Annotated in this window: 13 protein-coding genes, 1 pseudogene and 1 other annotated feature; of the genes and pseudogenes, 5 read left to right on the forward strand and 9 right to left on the reverse strand. The window is 52.8% G+C overall.

The features are described from left to right. Nucleotides 1–104: 104 nt before the first annotated feature. Nucleotides 105–1,118 (forward strand): membrane protein, encoded by a 1,014-nt coding sequence (locus BG55_RS10960; protein WP_034937518.1) that lies wholly within the window; start codon nucleotides 105–107, stop codon nucleotides 1,116–1,118. A gap of 409 nt (nucleotides 1,119–1,527) precedes the next feature. Here the strand turns inward: BG55_RS10960 and BG55_RS23240 are convergent, their stop codons facing one another. Next, nucleotides 1,528–1,686, reverse strand: a complete 159-nt coding sequence (locus BG55_RS23240; protein ID WP_235192749.1) for an antiterminator Q family protein — start codon at nucleotides 1,684–1,686, stop codon at nucleotides 1,528–1,530. Between the two features lie 261 nt (nucleotides 1,687–1,947). Continuing rightward, a complete protein-coding gene (ushA, locus tag BG55_RS10975) occupies nucleotides 1,948–3,591 on the reverse strand; it encodes a bifunctional UDP-sugar hydrolase/5'-nucleotidase UshA (RefSeq protein ID WP_420889618.1) in 1,644 nt (547 codons plus the stop codon). Between the two features lie 84 nt (nucleotides 3,592–3,675). Between ushA and BG55_RS10980 the strand changes: the two genes are divergently transcribed. Further along, nucleotides 3,676–4,878 carry an MFS transporter gene (locus tag BG55_RS10980; RefSeq protein WP_034937525.1) on the forward strand — a complete coding sequence of 401 codons (1,203 nt, stop codon included), beginning with the start codon at nucleotides 3,676–3,678 and terminating at the stop codon, nucleotides 4,876–4,878. 218 nt (nucleotides 4,879–5,096) lie between these two features. After that, complete coding sequence (ybaL, locus tag BG55_RS10985; protein WP_034937526.1) at nucleotides 5,097–6,779, forward strand: YbaL family putative K(+) efflux transporter; 1,683 nt, start codon at nucleotides 5,097–5,099, stop codon at nucleotides 6,777–6,779. Between the two features lie 29 nt (nucleotides 6,780–6,808). On the opposite strand, the gene BG55_RS10990 is transcribed toward ybaL, so the two are convergent. From BG55_RS10990 to adk, 3 genes are all read right to left on the reverse strand, one after another. Beyond that, entirely contained in the window at nucleotides 6,809–8,116 is a 1,308-nt protein-coding gene (locus BG55_RS10990) for an inosine/guanosine kinase (protein WP_034937529.1), read from the reverse strand. A gap of 80 nt (nucleotides 8,117–8,196) precedes the next feature. Beyond that, nucleotides 8,197–9,156, reverse strand: coding sequence for a ferrochelatase (hemH, locus tag BG55_RS10995; protein ID WP_034937530.1), 960 nt, complete (start codon nucleotides 9,154–9,156; stop codon nucleotides 8,197–8,199). Nucleotides 9,157–9,270: 114 nt separating this feature from the next. Continuing rightward, entirely contained in the window at nucleotides 9,271–9,915 is a 645-nt protein-coding gene (gene adk, locus BG55_RS11000) for an adenylate kinase (protein ID WP_034937533.1), read from the reverse strand. An 88-nt stretch (nucleotides 9,916–10,003) separates the two neighbouring features. Here adk and BG55_RS22565 point away from each other — a divergent pair, with 88 nt between their 5' ends. Continuing rightward, a complete protein-coding gene (locus BG55_RS22565; protein WP_152542739.1) occupies nucleotides 10,004–10,279 on the forward strand; it encodes a hypothetical protein in 276 nt (91 codons plus the stop codon). Here BG55_RS22565 and htpG read toward each other — a convergent pair. The 4 genes from htpG to dnaX form a co-directional block, all read right to left on the reverse strand. Beyond that, a complete protein-coding gene (gene htpG / locus BG55_RS11005; RefSeq protein ID WP_200871614.1) occupies nucleotides 10,245–12,116 on the reverse strand; it encodes a molecular chaperone HtpG in 1,872 nt (623 codons plus the stop codon). The genes BG55_RS22565 and htpG overlap by 35 nt on opposite strands. Nucleotides 12,117–12,219: 103 nt before the next feature. Next, nucleotides 12,220–12,825 (reverse strand): recombination mediator RecR, encoded by a 606-nt coding sequence (gene recR / locus BG55_RS11010; RefSeq protein WP_034937536.1) that lies wholly within the window; start codon nucleotides 12,823–12,825, stop codon nucleotides 12,220–12,222. Further along, a complete protein-coding gene (locus tag BG55_RS11015) occupies nucleotides 12,825–13,154 on the reverse strand; it encodes a YbaB/EbfC family nucleoid-associated protein (protein WP_034937538.1) in 330 nt (109 codons plus the stop codon). Before BG55_RS11015 ends, recR begins: the two co-directional genes overlap by 1 nt. A 43-nt stretch (nucleotides 13,155–13,197) precedes the next feature. Then, nucleotides 13,198–15,129: a DNA polymerase III subunit gamma/tau gene (gene dnaX / locus BG55_RS11020; RefSeq protein ID WP_034937539.1), complete on the reverse strand. Its 1,932-nt coding sequence runs from the start codon at nucleotides 15,127–15,129 to the stop codon at nucleotides 13,198–13,200. Next, nucleotides 13,792–13,853, reverse strand: a sequence feature (DnaX frameshifting element). It overlaps the preceding gene by 62 nt. A gap of 471 nt (nucleotides 15,130–15,600) precedes the next feature. On the opposite strand from dnaX, the pseudogene BG55_RS21445 reads away from it, so the two are divergent. Then, nucleotides 15,601–16,358: pseudogene (locus BG55_RS21445) on the forward strand (hypothetical protein); the annotation flags it as partial.

Below are 16,358 nucleotides of genomic sequence, written 5' to 3' on the forward strand. Positions count from 1 at the left end.
CGCAGCCGGATTGTTTATATTCACCGCAGTTTTTTTCGACACCTCTGGTACTGCCATTGACGGCAATCACCAACGTTAATTAATAACGAACGGAGCACGGAAGCATGGCGCGTAACATAGCCCCCGGATATTGTGTGGTGGAAAGGCCCGGTACGCTGGATTATCAGGCGCGGGAACTGTTCAGGGATATGCGTTCCCCTGCTGTCAGCCTGTTTATGCAACTCAATGCGGATACGCCGTATCTGAAGCCCGGACAGATTCTGATTGTGGCTGACCCGGACACACCCACTCAGCTTACTATGCATATGCTGCATTCGCTCAGGCAGGCGAAGAACAAGACCAACCGGGCCTTTACCGGCGTTAGTAGCGACGACGCCAGTTTTATGCAGAAGCATTACGGGCTGATTGCCGCGCTGACCGGTGCCGGAGATAAGATTTTCAGCATCGCAGGCGATGCCGGTGAGAAATATTTCAGAGCCATTGAGCAGACCCTGAAAAAAATTGAGGTCAGCTATCAGAATCAGTTCCGCACTCAGGGAACGCTGATTGGTCAGCAGTTTTTTGTTGAGCGTAATCGGCTGCTGAATCAGTTAAAGGAGCTGGTCAACAAGCCGCTTTTAAAATCACTTGCGCGTTATGTTGTGAAATTCAAGCAGTATGAGAATCTGAAGCGGGCGTTAAACCTGTCGAGTAAATTCATTGTGTATGAGTGGTCAACGGCAGGGCTGGGAGGCATTCCCGGTTATTCCTGGTATGTGGGTAATGCAGCAAGGGCGGCTCGTTTCCTTAAAGGCGGGGGCTTTATTGGGATAGGTTTTTCATTTTTAGGCACCACAAATGAAGTAGCCAATGCCTGTACGACAGGGCGCGAAGGTGAATGTGGAAAAATAGCTTTCAGGAAGTATTCAACCTTTGCTGCCGGAACTGCTGGGGGCATTGTGGGGGGTGCATATGGTAGTGCAGCCGCACTAAGCGTCTGTACAGGAATAGGTATAGTCACTGCTGGTGTGGGGGGCATTGCCTGCGCAACTGTTGGTGGCATCGCAGGTGGTTACCTGGGAGGCTCGGGGCTTGAAACTTTAGTCGATAAATTTATAGATTTTTATGATAACTTATAAAAACATAGCTGCAATGGGGCTATTTTTTGCACTCTCTGGCTGTGCAATGATATTTCTATCTTTCATAATTTATGCTGTCAAAAGACAAAATTATTATGACCTGATATCGCTTTACAAGAAAAGCTTCAGGTTTCCTGCTCCAAGTTCATTTCATCACATGCTTGGTTTCTTCGGCGCTTTTACTGTGATACGTTTTTTTATAAAACTATCCAATAAAAACAAAATTTTTTTTATGAAGAATGATGATCCTGCATACTCATTCTTCGATGATGCAGCTATTAAAGTACAAACATGGATGAGAATTTATTCTTATCTGTGGATTACAGCTACTGTATTTTTTATTTTTTCTGCAATTCTCGCCCTCTTTTTACCATAGTTATTAGTGTGGCCCTTTTGTGGGCCACATTTGTCAGAATGAGTGATCCATCTTCAGCTCAACTTCCAGCATCGACAAACATCCGTCAATAAATCCCTCAGCCATCTGAAACTTTATGCGGATTATGCCCTGTGACAGCTTCAGCTTTCGGCCCAGCGCCCGCTTTGAAATATCCCTGATGTAGTGGTCCACCAACGAAGCATATTCATCCGGGCGCTTTTGTTTCAGCCCCCTGGGCAGGTATCAACAATCCTCGCGTCATTGTCAGTGCAACTAACGCCGCTGACATTCTCAGGTAGAAGGCCTTTGTATCCCGCCGCTGGCGGAATACAGGGATGCTTGCATTGCGGTTTGATATCCGTCGTTTTACGTACCGTTTTGCAGAAGGGTTTTAATAAGGTTAGAAACCGGTGGTTTTCAATCGCATTGAAAGAAAACCACCCCTGTATTTAATTATTTATAAACAATCTCACCTTTTGGCGCATAAGCCGCTGCATCCAGCGGTGAATGCTTCTGGATATACTGCTTGAGCACTTCCGCATCAACAAATCCGGTGTTGACGTAGCCAGGCAGGTGATTAACCGGCGGATAGCCGTCACCGCCGGTGGCATTAAAACTCAACGTCGCCATGCGGTATGTTTTGTCGGCCTGGAGTGGCTCACCGTTGATTCTGACATCACTGACCCCTTTGCCATCAGCCACCAGACTGACGCGGGCAAACTGCGCATAGCCACCTGAGTCAACGCTGATGTTGGCAACCACCGCCAGATATTTTTCCACTTCACTGCCTTTCATATCGACATAAGTCAGCGTATTGCCAAACGGCTGTACCTTCAGCACATCTTTATAGGTAATGGGCCCGGTCATTACCGAATCGCGCACCCCGCCACCACTCATTACTGCAAAATCGGCACTGGTCCGTTCAATCTGCGCCATCAGAATCATTCGCGCCAGGTTGGTCTGCTCGAAACGCACCTTATTTCGCTCACCATGCAAATCCCCGTTGACGCTACCGATCTTCACGCCCAGCTGCGCTTCGCCCTTTTTCTGAAAAGGTGTCAGTAATTTCAGCATCGCCGGATTTTTGGCTATCTCTTCGGTGTAGTTCACCAGGCTGCTGCTGCCATCCGCATTGGTGACTTTATGCCGCAGATTAATCGGCACCAGTTCGTAATGTTCCAGCGTCAGCTTGCCGTTAGTAAAGGTAAAATCAGCCCGACCAATATATTTGCCCCATTCGTGAGCCTGAACAATCCAGGTTCCATTCTGACGGTCCGGTTTGCAGGGCGTACCGGGCACATAATTCACCTGTTTGACGTTTTCCTGTGCCATACAGACCGGGTCCTGAGAGTGGCCGCCGACAATCATATCCAGATAGCCAGCGGGCAGTTCACGCGCCATCTCCACATCTCCCGGCGCATTTGAACCGTGATGGCCATTGTCATAATGCCCCATGTGCGTGACGGCGATGACCACATCCGGCTTATCCTTAGCACGGAGCTGTTCGACTACCGCTTTGGCCTCCGTCGCGGGCTTACGAAATTCCATATCAGTGAAGTATTCCGGATTGCCAATTTTTGCCGTGTCATCAGTCGTCAGACCGATTACGGCAATTTTCAGCCCCATGCGGGTAAATAATGCATAAGGCTGAAACAGCCTTTTACCGGTACTTTTCTGGTAAATATTGGCTGAAAGCAGCGGGAATTTAGCCCACTTTTGCTGCTGGCGAAGTACGGATAAAGGATTGTCAAACTCGTGGTTACCGATTGCCATCGCATCGTAACCCACCAGATTCATCCCGCGAAAATCCGGTTCTGCGTCTTGCAGATCAGACTCCGGCACACCAGTATTAATATCGCCTCCGGAGAGAACCAGCACCGCGCCGCCATGTGCCTGAACGTCATAACGGATTTTGTCCATCATGGTTTTTTGCGCCGCCAGGCCATATTCGTCACGATCGTTTTGCCAGAAGCGCCCGTGGTGATCGTTGGTGTGCAGTACGGTAAATTTATACACCTTATCTTTAACCCAGGCCTGTGCAGCCAGCGGCGTGGTGAAAATGGTCAACGCCAGCAGGGCCAGCGCATTTTTTTTCATAACCGACATCATCTTTTCCTTGTTAAAAAACGTCAAAAACTATTAGCGTAAAGTGATAATCAAAATTAACGGCAGGTTAACTTAATGGCAAGTGAACAGATTTATCCCTCCTCCCCGGTTGCGGCACAACGTACGGTTTTCAGCATTCTGGGCGCGATCAGCGTGGCACATCTGCTTAATGACATGTTGCAGTCGCTGATCCTCGCCATCTATCCTTTGTTGCAGGGTGAATTCTCTCTCAGTTTTGTACAGATAGGATTGATTACCCTGACGTTTCAGGTCACGGCTTCGTTATTACAACCACTAATTGGCTATTATACCGATAAACATCCCCAGCCCTGGTCTTTACCGATTGGCATGACCTTTACCCTGTGTGGGCTGGCTCTGCTGGCAATGGCCGGTAATTTTTACACCATTCTGGTGGCGGCTGCGCTGGTTGGCACTGGCTCCTCGGTGTTTCACCCTGAGTCTTCACGCGTAGCCAGAATGGCCTCAGGTGGTCGTCATGGTCTGGCGCAGTCACTTTTTCAGGTTGGCGGTAACTTTGGCAGCTCTCTCGGCCCACTGCTGGCGGCACTGATCATTGCCCCCTATGGACGCGGCAACGTCGCCTGGTTCATTCTGGCCGCGCTACTGGCTATTGTGCTGCTGTTACAGGTCAGCCGCTGGTATCAGGCCCGGCACCGGGTAGCAAAAGCCAGCCAGTCCACTCCGGAAAAAAACACCCTGCCACGCGGTAAAGTCGCTTTTGCCGTCGCCATCCTGCTGCTGCTGATCTTCTCTAAGTATTTCTATCTCACCAGCCTGAGCAGCTATTACACCTTCTATCTGATGCATAAATTCGGCCTGTCGGTGCAGAATGCACAATTCCACCTGTTTGCATTTCTGTTTGCTGTGGCAGCAGGCACCATTATCGGCGGCCCGGTGGGAGATAAAGTGGGACGCAGGCGGGTGATCTGGGTGTCAATTCTTGGTGTCGCCCCTTTTACTCTGCTGCTGCCACATGCCTCTCTGATGTGGACCGGGGTACTTTCAGTAATTATTGGCTTTATCCTTGCCTCAGCGTTTTCGGCCATCCTGGTCTACGCCCAGGAGCTGATGCCTGGCCGTATAGGTATGATCTCGGGATTGTTCTTTGGTTTTGCTTTTGGCATGGGCGGCCTCGGCGCAGCAGTGCTGGGTGTTGTCGCTGACCACACCAGCATCAATTATGTCTACCAAATCTGTGCTTACCTGCCACTTCTTGGCATTCTCACCCTATTCCTGCCTGACAACCACACGAAATAAGCCACAGCGGCATGGATTACTGATATCCATGCCGTATTATTTCTGCAATAAATCAAATCCTCAAACAGATAACCGCTGAAAATACACATCACAGTTCATCTCTGCATGAAGTTCTGTTTTTTTTGCCATCTTTACCAATCCTTACACGCGACCGGCGGCGTTATGCCATACAATTAATTATTACATCCGGACACATTTACCGTACCAGGGAGAGAGATATGCATCACACCACCCCACTCATTACCACCATTGTCGGCGGGCTGGTTCTGGCCTTCCTGCTGGGGATGCTGGCGAACAAGCTGCGCATCTCTCCGCTGGTGGGTTATTTACTGGCGGGGGTGCTGGCCGGGCCGTTTACGCCAGGCTTTGTCGCCGATACTAATCTGGCTCCGGAGCTGGCCGAACTGGGCGTTATTTTGCTGATGTTTGGCGTGGGTCTGCATTTCTCACTGAAAGATTTAATGGCCGTGAAAGCGATCGCCATTCCCGGTGCAATTGCGCAAATTGCCGTTGCCACACTGTTGGGAATGGCGCTTTCCTGGGCTATGGGCTGGTCCTGGCTGACCGGGCTGGTGTTTGGCCTGTGTCTGTCCACCGCCAGCACCGTGGTGCTGCTGCGCGCACTGGAAGAGCGTCAGCTGATCGACAGCAAAAACGGCCAGATTGCCATCGGCTGGCTGATTGTGGAAGATCTGGTCATGGTACTGGCTCTGGTTCTGCTGCCTGCTATCGCCGGGATGTTTGAAGAAGGCAGTGCCACCTTCAGCAACATCCTGATTGATTTGCTGATCACCATCGGCAAAGTCGTGGCCTTTATGGTGCTGATGATGGTTGTCGGCCGCCGGGCCGTTCCCTGGATCCTTGCCCGCAGCGCCGCGACCGGCTCCCGTGAGCTGTTTACCCTTGCCGTGCTGGCGCTGGCGCTGGGGATCGCCTTTGGCGCGGTTGAATTGTTTGATGTCTCTTTCGCCCTCGGAGCCTTCTTCGCCGGCATGGTGCTGAATGAATCCGAACTCAGCCACCGTGCCGCGCATGACACCCTGCCACTACGCGATGCCTTCGCGGTTCTGTTCTTTGTCTCCGTGGGTATGTTGTTTGATCCAATGATCCTGCTGAATGAGCCGCTGGCCGTCGCCGGTGTGCTGGCAATTATTATGTTGGGTAAATCTCTGGCAGCGCTGCTGCTGGTGCGCCTGTTTGGCCACTCGCGGCGCACAGCGCTGACTATCTCTGTCAGTCTGGCGCAGATTGGGGAGTTCGCCTTTATCCTGGCCGGGCTTGGCATTTCACTTAATCTGCTGTCAGAAGAAGGGCGTAACCTGGTGCTGGCCGGGGCAATCCTGTCAATCATGCTGAATCCTGTCCTGTTTGCTCTGTTGCAGCGCTATGCCGACAGGACGGCCGTTACCGACGAACAACAGCCTGAACTGGAAGCAGAGGAGGAAAAGCAGATCCCGGTGGATATCTGTCACCATGCCGTGGTGGTCGGTTTTGGCCGTGTCGGCAGTATGCTGGGACGAAAGTTAATGGAGAGCGGCATTGACATCGTGGTGGTGGAAAACAGCCGCTCAAGGGTGGAAGCATTGAGGGAACAGGGTATCAGTGCGGTGCTTGGCAATGCCGCGCGCGCTGAAACGATGGAGCTGGCGCGGCTTGACTGCGCCCGCTGGCTGCTGTTGACCATTCCGAATGGCTACGAAGCCGGAGAGATTGTCACCGCAGCCAGAGAGAAACGTCCGACCATCGATATCATCGCCCGCGCTCATTATGACGATGAGGTGGACTACATCACCGCCCGGGGTGCCGACCAGGTGGTCATGGGCGAGCGGGAGATTGCCAACAGCATGTTGACGCTGATGCAGATCGAGTCAGATGCGGCACCGAAAGCGTGCCCGATCTGACTGGCCGCGTCATCACAGAGCGCGGCCCCTTACCGCTCCCAGTAGGACTCTTCCAGGCTGTCTTCCCGCTCCGGAAGGCCACGGGTCAAACGCGGTGAGTGCTGGTTCAGCACCTGGTAGCTTACGCGATTGGCGTATTTACACACCTGCGCCAGCGAAGAGTAAGTCAGATACTGACGGCCATGCTTACTGGAATTGGGCACATTAAGCCGGTGATAGTTATTGGCGGTGATGTCATGCAACATTGCCGCCAGTGCCCCGTCTCCCGCACCGTTAGTATTCATAATTTTTTCAGGGCCGCCCATATAGGGTGCAATATGCGAAAAGATGCGCAATGGCTGCTGACAGTCTTTCTGACGCATGGCGCGGCTGAACTCATACTGGTTAAACTCGGCAATCGCCCCTGGCAGCAACGGATGTTGCGTTTTACGTTTACCTTCTTCCTCAGTAAAACCAGCCATGTACAGCCCGTTGGGTCCTGCCGTGCACAGCACCAGATCCACCCAGTCCAGCGCCATGTTGGCAGCCTGTAACGGATCGTCCAGCCCGGTCAGCGCTTCAGCTTCCTCTTCATTCATCGCCACCACCGACACATGATCGCGCAGAAAATCACGCCAGAAAGCCGGATCGCTGGCAATGACGTATTTGGTGCCCAGCGTGAGTACCACCGGAACATTGTGTTTTTTAGCAAAGGCAACCGCCTGCATGGTGGCTTCCGGCATTGGCTCTCCGGGTTTGCTGCGCACCAGATAAGCGCTCAGCACCAGCGCCGCTGCGCCTGCAATCACATCTTCAGGAATGCTTGCCTTGTGCAGGTGATTCATCATCCCCGGACTGATGGCAAAGGTGCGTTCGCCATGCTCACCGATCAGGGTGAAACAGCGTCCAATAGCCCCATCCACACCTTGCAGGTAGTTAAGATCGGTTCGACTTGAGGTGTTGCAGAGATAGCGGTAGGCATAACCACCAATTTGTACGTTGTTGCACATCACGCCCAGCAGCACAGAGCGATCGTCGGCCAGAACAGAGTAGTTATGCAGGGTGTTGCCTATCGTGCCACCCGCGAACTGATGGGTTATCAGATTTTCACACGTCAGCTCAGCGTAAAGCGCTTCTGCCACATCATCTTCAATCACCACTGAATGCCCGGTACTCAGGCCGTAGCGGGCGATAAATGCATCGTCGACTTTCGCTTCAATATCCACCAGCGTCTGATCAATTCCGACTATCCAGCTGCTGCTGGTTTCCGGATTTTCAGACTGAATTTGCTGTAAGAGAGGATCGCGGGCGCTGACGGGGAAATAGTGTTTGGATTTACGCTGGCCGGGAAATTTCATTATGCAGATGACAGAAAAGAGAACAATCACGAAATGATAACACAGGAATGCGCCATTGGGTGCGCATCCCTGCGGTTGGCTCAGCGCTGACTGTTAACCAGCTCCACCATCATATCGATATGCAGCGGGCTGTCATTAAGAGCCGGTATATACTCGAATTTCGTCCCGCCAGCATGGAGGAACAATTCGCAGTTCTCTCCGCTGATCTCCTCCAGCGTTTCCAGGCAGTCGGCAGAAAAACCAGGACTCATAATCTGCACATGCTTAATGCCTTTTGCCGGAAGTCCCTTCATGGTTTCGTCGGTGTAAGGCATCAGCCAGGGCTCGCGACCAAAGCGCGACTGGAAGGTAAGCATCGCCTGCTGACTGTTCAGTCCCAGAGCGGCCACCAGCGCGTCGAAGGTGTTGTGACAACGCAGAGGATAGTCATCGCCCTGGTCGGCAAAACGTTGTGGAATACCGTGGAAAGAAGTCACCAGCAAATCCGGCTTGCCATGTTGGGCAAAAGAGTGTTCGACAGAGGCTTTCAGCGCGGCGATATAGGCCGGATGTTCAGCATAATCACGAATAAACTGCACCGATGGCAGACTGCGGTAACCGGCAAAAACCTGGGTGATGCCATCCCACACCGCCGCCACGGTTGAGCAGGAGTACTGGGGATAGAGAGGCAACACGATCAGCCGGGTGATCCCCTGCGCCATCAGTTTATCGAGGGCGCTCTTCAGGCTCGGATTGCCATAGCTCATCCCCAGCTCGACCGGCATATCCAGCCGCGCAGCCAGCGCATCGCGTTGACGTCTGCTGTAAACCAACAGCGGCGAGCCTTCATCCATCCACACGGAAGCGTAGAGTTTCGCAACGCGAGGCGAACGGATTGGCAGGATGGCACCATTAAGAATTGGCCACCACAACCAACGTGGCGTATCCACGACCCGACGGTCGCTGAGGAACTGTTTAAGGTAGCGTTTAACCGCTGATGCGGTCGGGGCATCTGGGGTGCCAAGATTGACCAGCAGCACACCGGGTTTGTCTTGCCTCATTGTTATTCCTTATACGGGCATATCAGGTGATGAAAACGAGACTTATTCTAGCGGAAAATGACGGAGGGAAAACCAATTGCTACAACAGGGCCAGGCTGACCTGGCCACAACATTTTAACCGAGGATTTTCGCCAGCTCGGCGCTGACTTCGGACACTTTGCGTGTGCCGTCGATTTTGTGATACGCAGTATGACCGTCGGCAGCCTCTTTGCTGTAGTAGGCAATCAGCGGCGCGGTCATCTGATGGTATTCAACCAGACGTTTACGTACGGTTTCTTCCTGGTCGTCTTTGCGGGTGGTTAACTCTTCCCCTGTCACATCATCTTTCCCTTCCACCTTCGGCGGGTTGAAAGTGACATGATAAACCCGGCCTGACGGCGCATGCACACGGCGACCAACAATGCGTTCGACAATCAGCTCGTCCGGAACAGCGAATTCCAGTACGTTATCGACACGGATCCCCGCCTCTTTCATGGCATCAGCCTGAGGGATGGTACGTGGGAAACCGTCCAGCAGGAAACCGTTGCGGCAATCATCCTGAGCAATTCGCTCTTTCACCAGCGCAATGACCAACTCATCAGTCACCAGTTTACCGGCGTCCATGATCTCTTTAGCTTGCTTACCCAGTTCACTGCCAGCCTTAACGGCCGCGCGCAACATATCGCCAGTAGAGATTTGCGGAATACCGTATTTCTCCATGATGAACTGAGCCTGAGTCCCCTTACCTGCACCCGGAGCACCGAGCAGAATAATACGCATTGCGTAAATCCCCTTGCGAATTGCTTTAATGTTCACGTTATCCAGGGCAAGAACATACCATCATGGTCTGCTCTCCACAAGGAACGTGGTGGTTATCCCTTACAACGACTTCAGAGAGATAAACGTCATAAACCCGGTAAAAACACCTTTTTCGTCGATTGTCCTGCGCATTCTGGCGGCTGATACAGAATTTAATAATGAAAAAACGCCACTCAGCCCCTTTTTCCGGGCAGTAAAGGCGAACAGTGACGACCTTTACCGCCCGGACTGTTGCATCCCGGGCAAAATGCTGACGCATTCCGCCAGTCCTCTGGCGGCAAGTGCGGGGTTTAGCCCAGCAGCAACTGGTTTAAGCGGCAAATAAACAGGTTAGGATCGTCCAGCGTACCGCGTTCAGCAAACATCGCCTGGTCCAGTAATACTTCGATCCACTCCGCAAAGCGGGCATCATCCTGGGTATCCGCGGCACGTTTAACCAGTGCGTGATCCGGATTGAGTTCAAACAGGTATTTTACCTCAGGGACTTCCTGGCCCGCCGCGGCGAACAACTTCGCCATCTGAGTGGTCATTTCGTTCGCTTCTGTGGTCACAATCGCCGGTGTGTCAGTCAGACGATGCGTCAGGCGAACATCTTTAACCCGCTCACCCAGCAGCGTTTTCACCCGTTCCACAAAGGGCTCCAGCGCTTTTTCGGCTTCTTTCTGCTCTTCGCTCTCTTCCTCATCGGCCAGCTTAGAGAGATCATCATCTGCCTTGCTGACCGACTGGAATGTCTTGCCATCAAACTCGGTGAGGTAGCTCATCATCCACTCATCAATGCGGTCTGAAAGCAACAGTACCTCGATCCCTTTCTTACGGAACAGCTCAAGGTGCGGACTGCTTTTCGCCGCCGCATAGCTGTCAGCGGTGATGTAGTAGATTTTGTTCTGGCCTTCAATCATCCGGCTGACATAATCTTCAAGCGACACGGTCTGTGCAGAGCCTTCGCTGCTGGTGGATGCAAAGCGCAGCAGCTTAGCGATGGTGTCTTTATTACTGCTATCCTCAGCGGGCCCCTCTTTCAACACCAGACCAAACTGTTGCCAGAATTGCTGATATTGTGTCTCATCATCTTTCGCCACTTTCTCCAGCATTTGCAGCGCGCGCTTGCTCAGGGCATTGCGCAGATTCTGAGTTATGCGGCTGTCCTGTAGGATCTCACGGGAGACGTTGAGTGGCAGATCGCTGGAATCGATCAGGCCGCGAACAAAGCGCAGATAGTTCGGCATAAACTGTTCTGCGTCGTCCATGATAAACACGCGCTGTACATAGAGTTTCAGCCCGTGCTTATGATCGCGGTTCCACATATCCCACGGAGCCTGAGTCGGGATATACAGCAGGCTGGTGTACTCCTGCTTACCTTCCACACGGTTGTGGCTCCAGGTCAGCGGATCGGCAAAGTCGTGGGAAACATGTTTATAAAATTCTTTATACTCATCGTCGCTGATCTCTGACTTATTGCGCGTCCACAACGCCTGAGCTTTGTTGATCTTTTCCCAGCTGATGGTGTCATCTTCTTCGTTACGGGATTCAATCTCTACCGGCAGGGCAATATGGTCAGAATATTTACTGATGATGCTGCGCACCCGCCACGCATCGAGGAATTCATCTTCACCTTCACGCAGGTGCAGAGTGATCTCCGTACCGCGATCTTCTTTGCTGATATCGGCGATGGTGTATTCACCCTCGCCTGCCGACTCCCAGAATACGCCTTCATCTGCGCTCGCAGAGGCAGCGCGAGTGCGAACAGAAACTTTGTCAGCCACAATAAACGCAGAGTAGAAACCCACACCGAACTGGCCAATCAGCTGGCTGTCCTTCGCCTGATCCGAACCAAGTGATTCCAGAAAGGATTTGGTCCCGGATTTGGCAATGGTGCCGAGGTTTTCAATGACTTCTTCGCGCGTCATCCCGATACCATTATCGCTCAGCGTCAGGGTGCGGTTTTCCTTATCAACAGAAACCCTTACGCGCAGATCGCCATCGCCCTGATAAAGATCGGGTGCTGACAACGCACGGAAACGCAGTTTGTCGGCAGCATCAGAGGCATTTGAGATCAGTTCACGCAGGAAAATTTCTTTGTTTGAATAGAGAGAATGGATCATCAGGTGCAGAAGCTGTTTCACCTCTGACTGGAAGCCACGAGTCTCTTGTCCTTTCATAGTCATTGCTACCTCATCTGATACGGTTTGTATAGGTTGAGGTGAAGAATGGGGGCTGTTGGCGGGATTTCAAGACGGCACGTAGCAACGTGCCGTTGAATGACTAAAATTTGATCTTGTGTCGTCCGGCCAGAGAATGTGACAGCGTGGTGCCATCAACCATCTCCAGCTCACCGCCAACCGGTACACCATGTGCAATACGGCTGGCTTCAACGCCATACTGTCCACACATTTCAGCGATGTAGTTGGCGGTTGCCTCCCCTTCCACTGTCGGATTGGTCGCGAGGATCACTTCGGTGATGGGCTCTTTTTCCAGCCGCTGTTCGAGGCGATCCAGACCAATATCATCAGGACCAATGCCATCCAGTGGAGAAAGGTGCCCCATCAGCACAAAGTAGCGCCCGGAGAATTGCCCGGTCTGCTCAATCGCATGAATGTCTGCGGGGCTCTCAACCACGCAGATAATGCCATTTTGCTGACGGCGGGGATTGGCGCAGATAGTACAGATTTCCTGCTCGGTGAAAGTCCGGCAGTCGGCACAGTGCCCTATCTCTGACATGGCACGCGTCAGGGCCTGAGCAAGACGCATCCCCCCGCTGCGATCGCGCTGCAACAGTTGAAATGCCATACGCTGCGCCGATTTTGGCCCAACGCCCGGCAGACAACGCAGCGACTCCATCAGGCTTTCAAGGAGCGGACTGGTTTGCATCAGAATGGCATCTTAAAGCCGGGTGGCAACTGCATCCCGCTGGAAACTGCTGCCATTTTATCTTTCTGCGCCTCAGCGATACGGCGGGCAGCATCGTTAAAGGCTGCGGCGACCAGATCTTCCAGCATCTCTTTGTCATCTTCCAGCAGACTGGGGTCCACTTCCACTCTGCGGCAGTTATGCGCGCCGTTAATCGTCACCTTGACCAGGCCCGCACCTGATTCACCGGTGACTTCCATGGCGGCGATCTCTTCCTGAACCTGCGCCATTTTGTCCTGCATTTGCTGGGCCTGTTTCATCAGGTTACCCAGTCCGCCTTTTCCAAACATAGTTCTCTCTCTCAGCTCAGGCCGCGTTATGACACGCAGCGTTTCAAAGGGGGCGAATACTCTCTTCATCAACATCGGCATCAAAATACTGACACAACGTCTGAATATGACTGTCCGCGATAATCGACTGGCGCGCCTGCGCCAGTTTCTCTTCATAAATTTTCTGACGCCATTCCAGCGGCGTTAACACCGCCGGATTATCGTCTTCAATCAGCGTTAATTCAACCGGCTCTCCGGTTGCCTGACTCAGTGCCTCCGTCAACACCTTCTGCGCAGAAGGTGAATTCAGATGGCGCTGGCTGGAGCGCAAATGCAGGGTGATGACATTTTCCGACTGCTGTTTCCAGGCATTCAGCGCCAGCTGTTGCACCAGTTTTGGCAACGTCAGCGCGGCGATTTCAGCGGCCCAGGCGTCGCGCAGTTGCGATTCTGCGGCCAGACGCGCCATCAGCTCCGGCGTTTTTTCATGCTCCAGCGCCGTACGCAGGGCTTTGGGTGTGGCGACCGGTTCCGGTTTGACCTCAGCCGTTTGCGCCTTCCAGCGATATGCTTCTTTTTTTAACGGCTCAGCAGACTGTGCATCAGGCCGCCGTTTCTGGCTACGCTCACCAACCGCAGCCAACCTCTCCAGTGCCGAACCTGCCGACCGCGCCCCCTGCGCCGCCGGCTCACTCTTTTTTGGTTTAGTGGCACCCTGCTGGCTCAACAGCTGTGTCCGCGCCTGAAGCAGTTGGCTGGTGGTATCGGGTAATTTCGTCGCCGGTTCGCTCTGGCGGGTAACCTGAGACGCCGGGATTGCCGCCGGAGTGGCGGGTGGAACCTCTGAAACGCTGCTGGATGCCGGGCTCACAGCCGGACGCGACACCGCTACAGGTGCAGCAATGACCTGTTTGGGATGAAAAGCCAACGCACGAAGCAGCGTCATTTCCACCCCCATGCGCCGATCGGGCGCGAGAGCCAGCTCTTTACGTCCGACCAGCAGGGTCTGGTAATAGAGCTGGACATCGGCGGGTGGCAGCACCCTGGCCAGTTCTCGCAGGCGCTGTTCGTTGGCGGCAAACTCATTATCCAGCGCCGATGGCAGCAGCTGAATCATTGCCACCCGATGTAACAAAGTTAACATCTCAACCAGCAAAGCTTCCCATTCAACGCCCCTGGATGCAGCCTGGTTAAGCAAAGACATCACCTGCTCACCTTCCGCGTTGACAAGAGCCTCAATCAACGCCAGCGGCTGTTCGTCGTCCAGCGTACCGAGCATATCGCTGACCGCAGCGGTGGTGACCTGCCCCAGTCCCATGGCAATCGCCTGATCGGTCAGGCTCAGCGCATCGCGCATACTGCCGTCAGCGGCTCTGGCCAGCAGTTGCAATGCCCGGGTTTCTGCAACGATTTTTTCCTGTTGCAGGACGTGCTCAAGCTGACCACGGATCTGTGCAACATCCAGCGCTTTCAGGTGAAATTGCAGGCAACGCGATAAAATGGTGATCGGCAATTTTTGCGGATCGGTGGTTGCCAGCAAAAATTTCACATGCTCAGGCGGCTCTTCCAGCGTTTTCAACAGCGCATTAAAACTGTGACGTGAAAGCATATGAACTTCATCAATCAGGTAAACCTTGAAACGCCCGCGTGCGGGAGCGTACTGCACGTTATCCAGCAGGTCACGCGTGTCTTCCACTTTAGTGCGCGATGCCGCATCTATCTCAATCAGGTCAACGAAACGGCCCTGTTCTATCTCACGACAGTTGTCACACTGCCCGCAGGGTGTGGCGGTGATACCCGTTTCGCAGTTCAATCCTTTAGCCAGCAAACGCGCAATGGTGGTTTTCCCCACCCCACGCGTGCCGGAAAACAGATAGGCATGATGGATTCGGCCAAGGGATAATCCATTGGCCAGCGCGGTCAATACATGTTGCTGACCGACAACATCGGTAAACGCTTGTGGACGCCACTTGCGGGCCAGTACCTGATAGCTCATTAACACATCATCTTTTTACAGGTCATTCACCTGAACCCCGCTTCAGCGCAGTTCAGCCTCAGTTTACTTCATTGCGACAGTGTATCAGTACGTCTGTTGCCATTCCTATACCTTTAAGTAAATCCTGTTGTCTCTTCAGATGTTAACAGGCAAAGAGGCAGATTATTTAAAAATAACAGGGATGAAATAAAAACCATCAATTCAGAAAAAGGCAATAAAAATTAAAAAATCATTAAAATAAATAGTATCAATTTCTACAGGTCATAATTAAAGTAATACACGTGAGGGTCACCTGTTTTAATTGGGCACTTAAATTACCAGGCTGATATAAACCCTCAAAGCAAAGTTTAATTAAATAAAACACAATAATTACATGAGGTTGAATTAAATCATGGTAATCATGTTTTTTAATTAACAGTGCAATGGACACACTGAAAACCTTGTTAACAAAAAGATAATGGAATATAAAAAATGGAAATACACAATGCCAAAAAGGCCTCCTCAATTCTCGCTGTAACGCCCCAACGTCGTCATCTGATTACAGTCATCAATACGCTGGCTATTATCAGCCTTCCCTTTCTGGGAACAATGAATATTACTTACGCAAGTGTGGATGTTGCTATCGGATCTCAGGGCGGTAGCGGTGGCAGTGGCAGTTCCGCCAGCAGTGCGGGGGGTGCCACTAATGGTAGCAATGGTAGTAATGGTTCAAATGCACGAGATACCAGTAATGGCGGTAACGGAAGTAATGGCGCAGACGGCGGCAACGGCGCCAGCGGCAGTGCCGGATCCGCTGGAGAGGCGGGGAGTAGTGGAGATGACGCCACCTCTGCATTACGTAACGTTAAAGATCAATTGGGGTTGTTGCAAATTGGCGGCAGCGGTGGCGAAGGCGGGACAGCTGGCGAGGCATCGGCAGGCACTGACGGCGGGACAGGCGGCACCGGGGGGAACGGCGGCAACGGCGGCACCACGGGTACTGGCGGCGATGGCGGTAACGGCGGCAATGGTGGCTCAGGGGGTAACGGCGCTGACGGCGGCGACGGTGGGGATGGCGCAGCAGGCGGCAGCGGCAATCTGACCATCAGCCAGAGCAGTTTCACCATCACAAATGGTGTGATTGGCGCGGCTGGTGGCGATGCCAGTGATGGTCAGATGGGCCAGAGTGGCGGCAACGGCGGTGCAGGTAACAGTGGTGGTGTGGCAGGAACAAATGGCACCCGAGCCTC

This window comes from Erwinia mallotivora (assembly GCF_000590885.1).
GTDB lineage: Bacteria > Pseudomonadota > Gammaproteobacteria > Enterobacterales > Enterobacteriaceae > Erwinia > Erwinia mallotivora.

Excerpts from the sequence above, each read along its gene's own strand:
- ybaL (WP_034937526.1), top strand. The coding sequence starts at position 5,097 with ATGCATCACACCACCCCACTCATTACCACCATTGTCGGCGGGCTGGTT.
- htpG (WP_200871614.1), bottom strand. The coding sequence starts at position 12,116 with ATGAAAGGACAAGAGACTCGTGGCTTCCAGTCAGAGGTGAAACAGCTT.
- BG55_RS10960 (WP_034937518.1), top strand. The coding sequence starts at position 105 with ATGGCGCGTAACATAGCCCCCGGATATTGTGTGGTGGAAAGGCCCGGT.
- BG55_RS10990 (WP_034937529.1), bottom strand. The coding sequence starts at position 8,116 with ATGAAATTTCCCGGCCAGCGTAAATCCAAACACTATTTCCCCGTCAGC.
- dnaX (WP_034937539.1), bottom strand. The coding sequence starts at position 15,129 with ATGAGCTATCAGGTACTGGCCCGCAAGTGGCGTCCACAAGCGTTTACC.
- ushA (WP_420889618.1), bottom strand. The coding sequence starts at position 3,591 with ATGAAAAAAAATGCGCTGGCCCTGCTGGCGTTGACCATTTTCACCACG.
- BG55_RS11015 (WP_034937538.1), bottom strand. The coding sequence starts at position 13,154 with ATGTTTGGAAAAGGCGGACTGGGTAACCTGATGAAACAGGCCCAGCAA.
- BG55_RS10980 (WP_034937525.1), top strand. The coding sequence starts at position 3,676 with ATGGCAAGTGAACAGATTTATCCCTCCTCCCCGGTTGCGGCACAACGT.
- adk (WP_034937533.1), bottom strand. The coding sequence starts at position 9,915 with ATGCGTATTATTCTGCTCGGTGCTCCGGGTGCAGGTAAGGGGACTCAG.
- recR (WP_034937536.1), bottom strand. The coding sequence starts at position 12,825 with ATGCAAACCAGTCCGCTCCTTGAAAGCCTGATGGAGTCGCTGCGTTGT.
- hemH (WP_034937530.1), bottom strand. The coding sequence starts at position 9,156 with ATGAGGCAAGACAAACCCGGTGTGCTGCTGGTCAATCTTGGCACCCCA.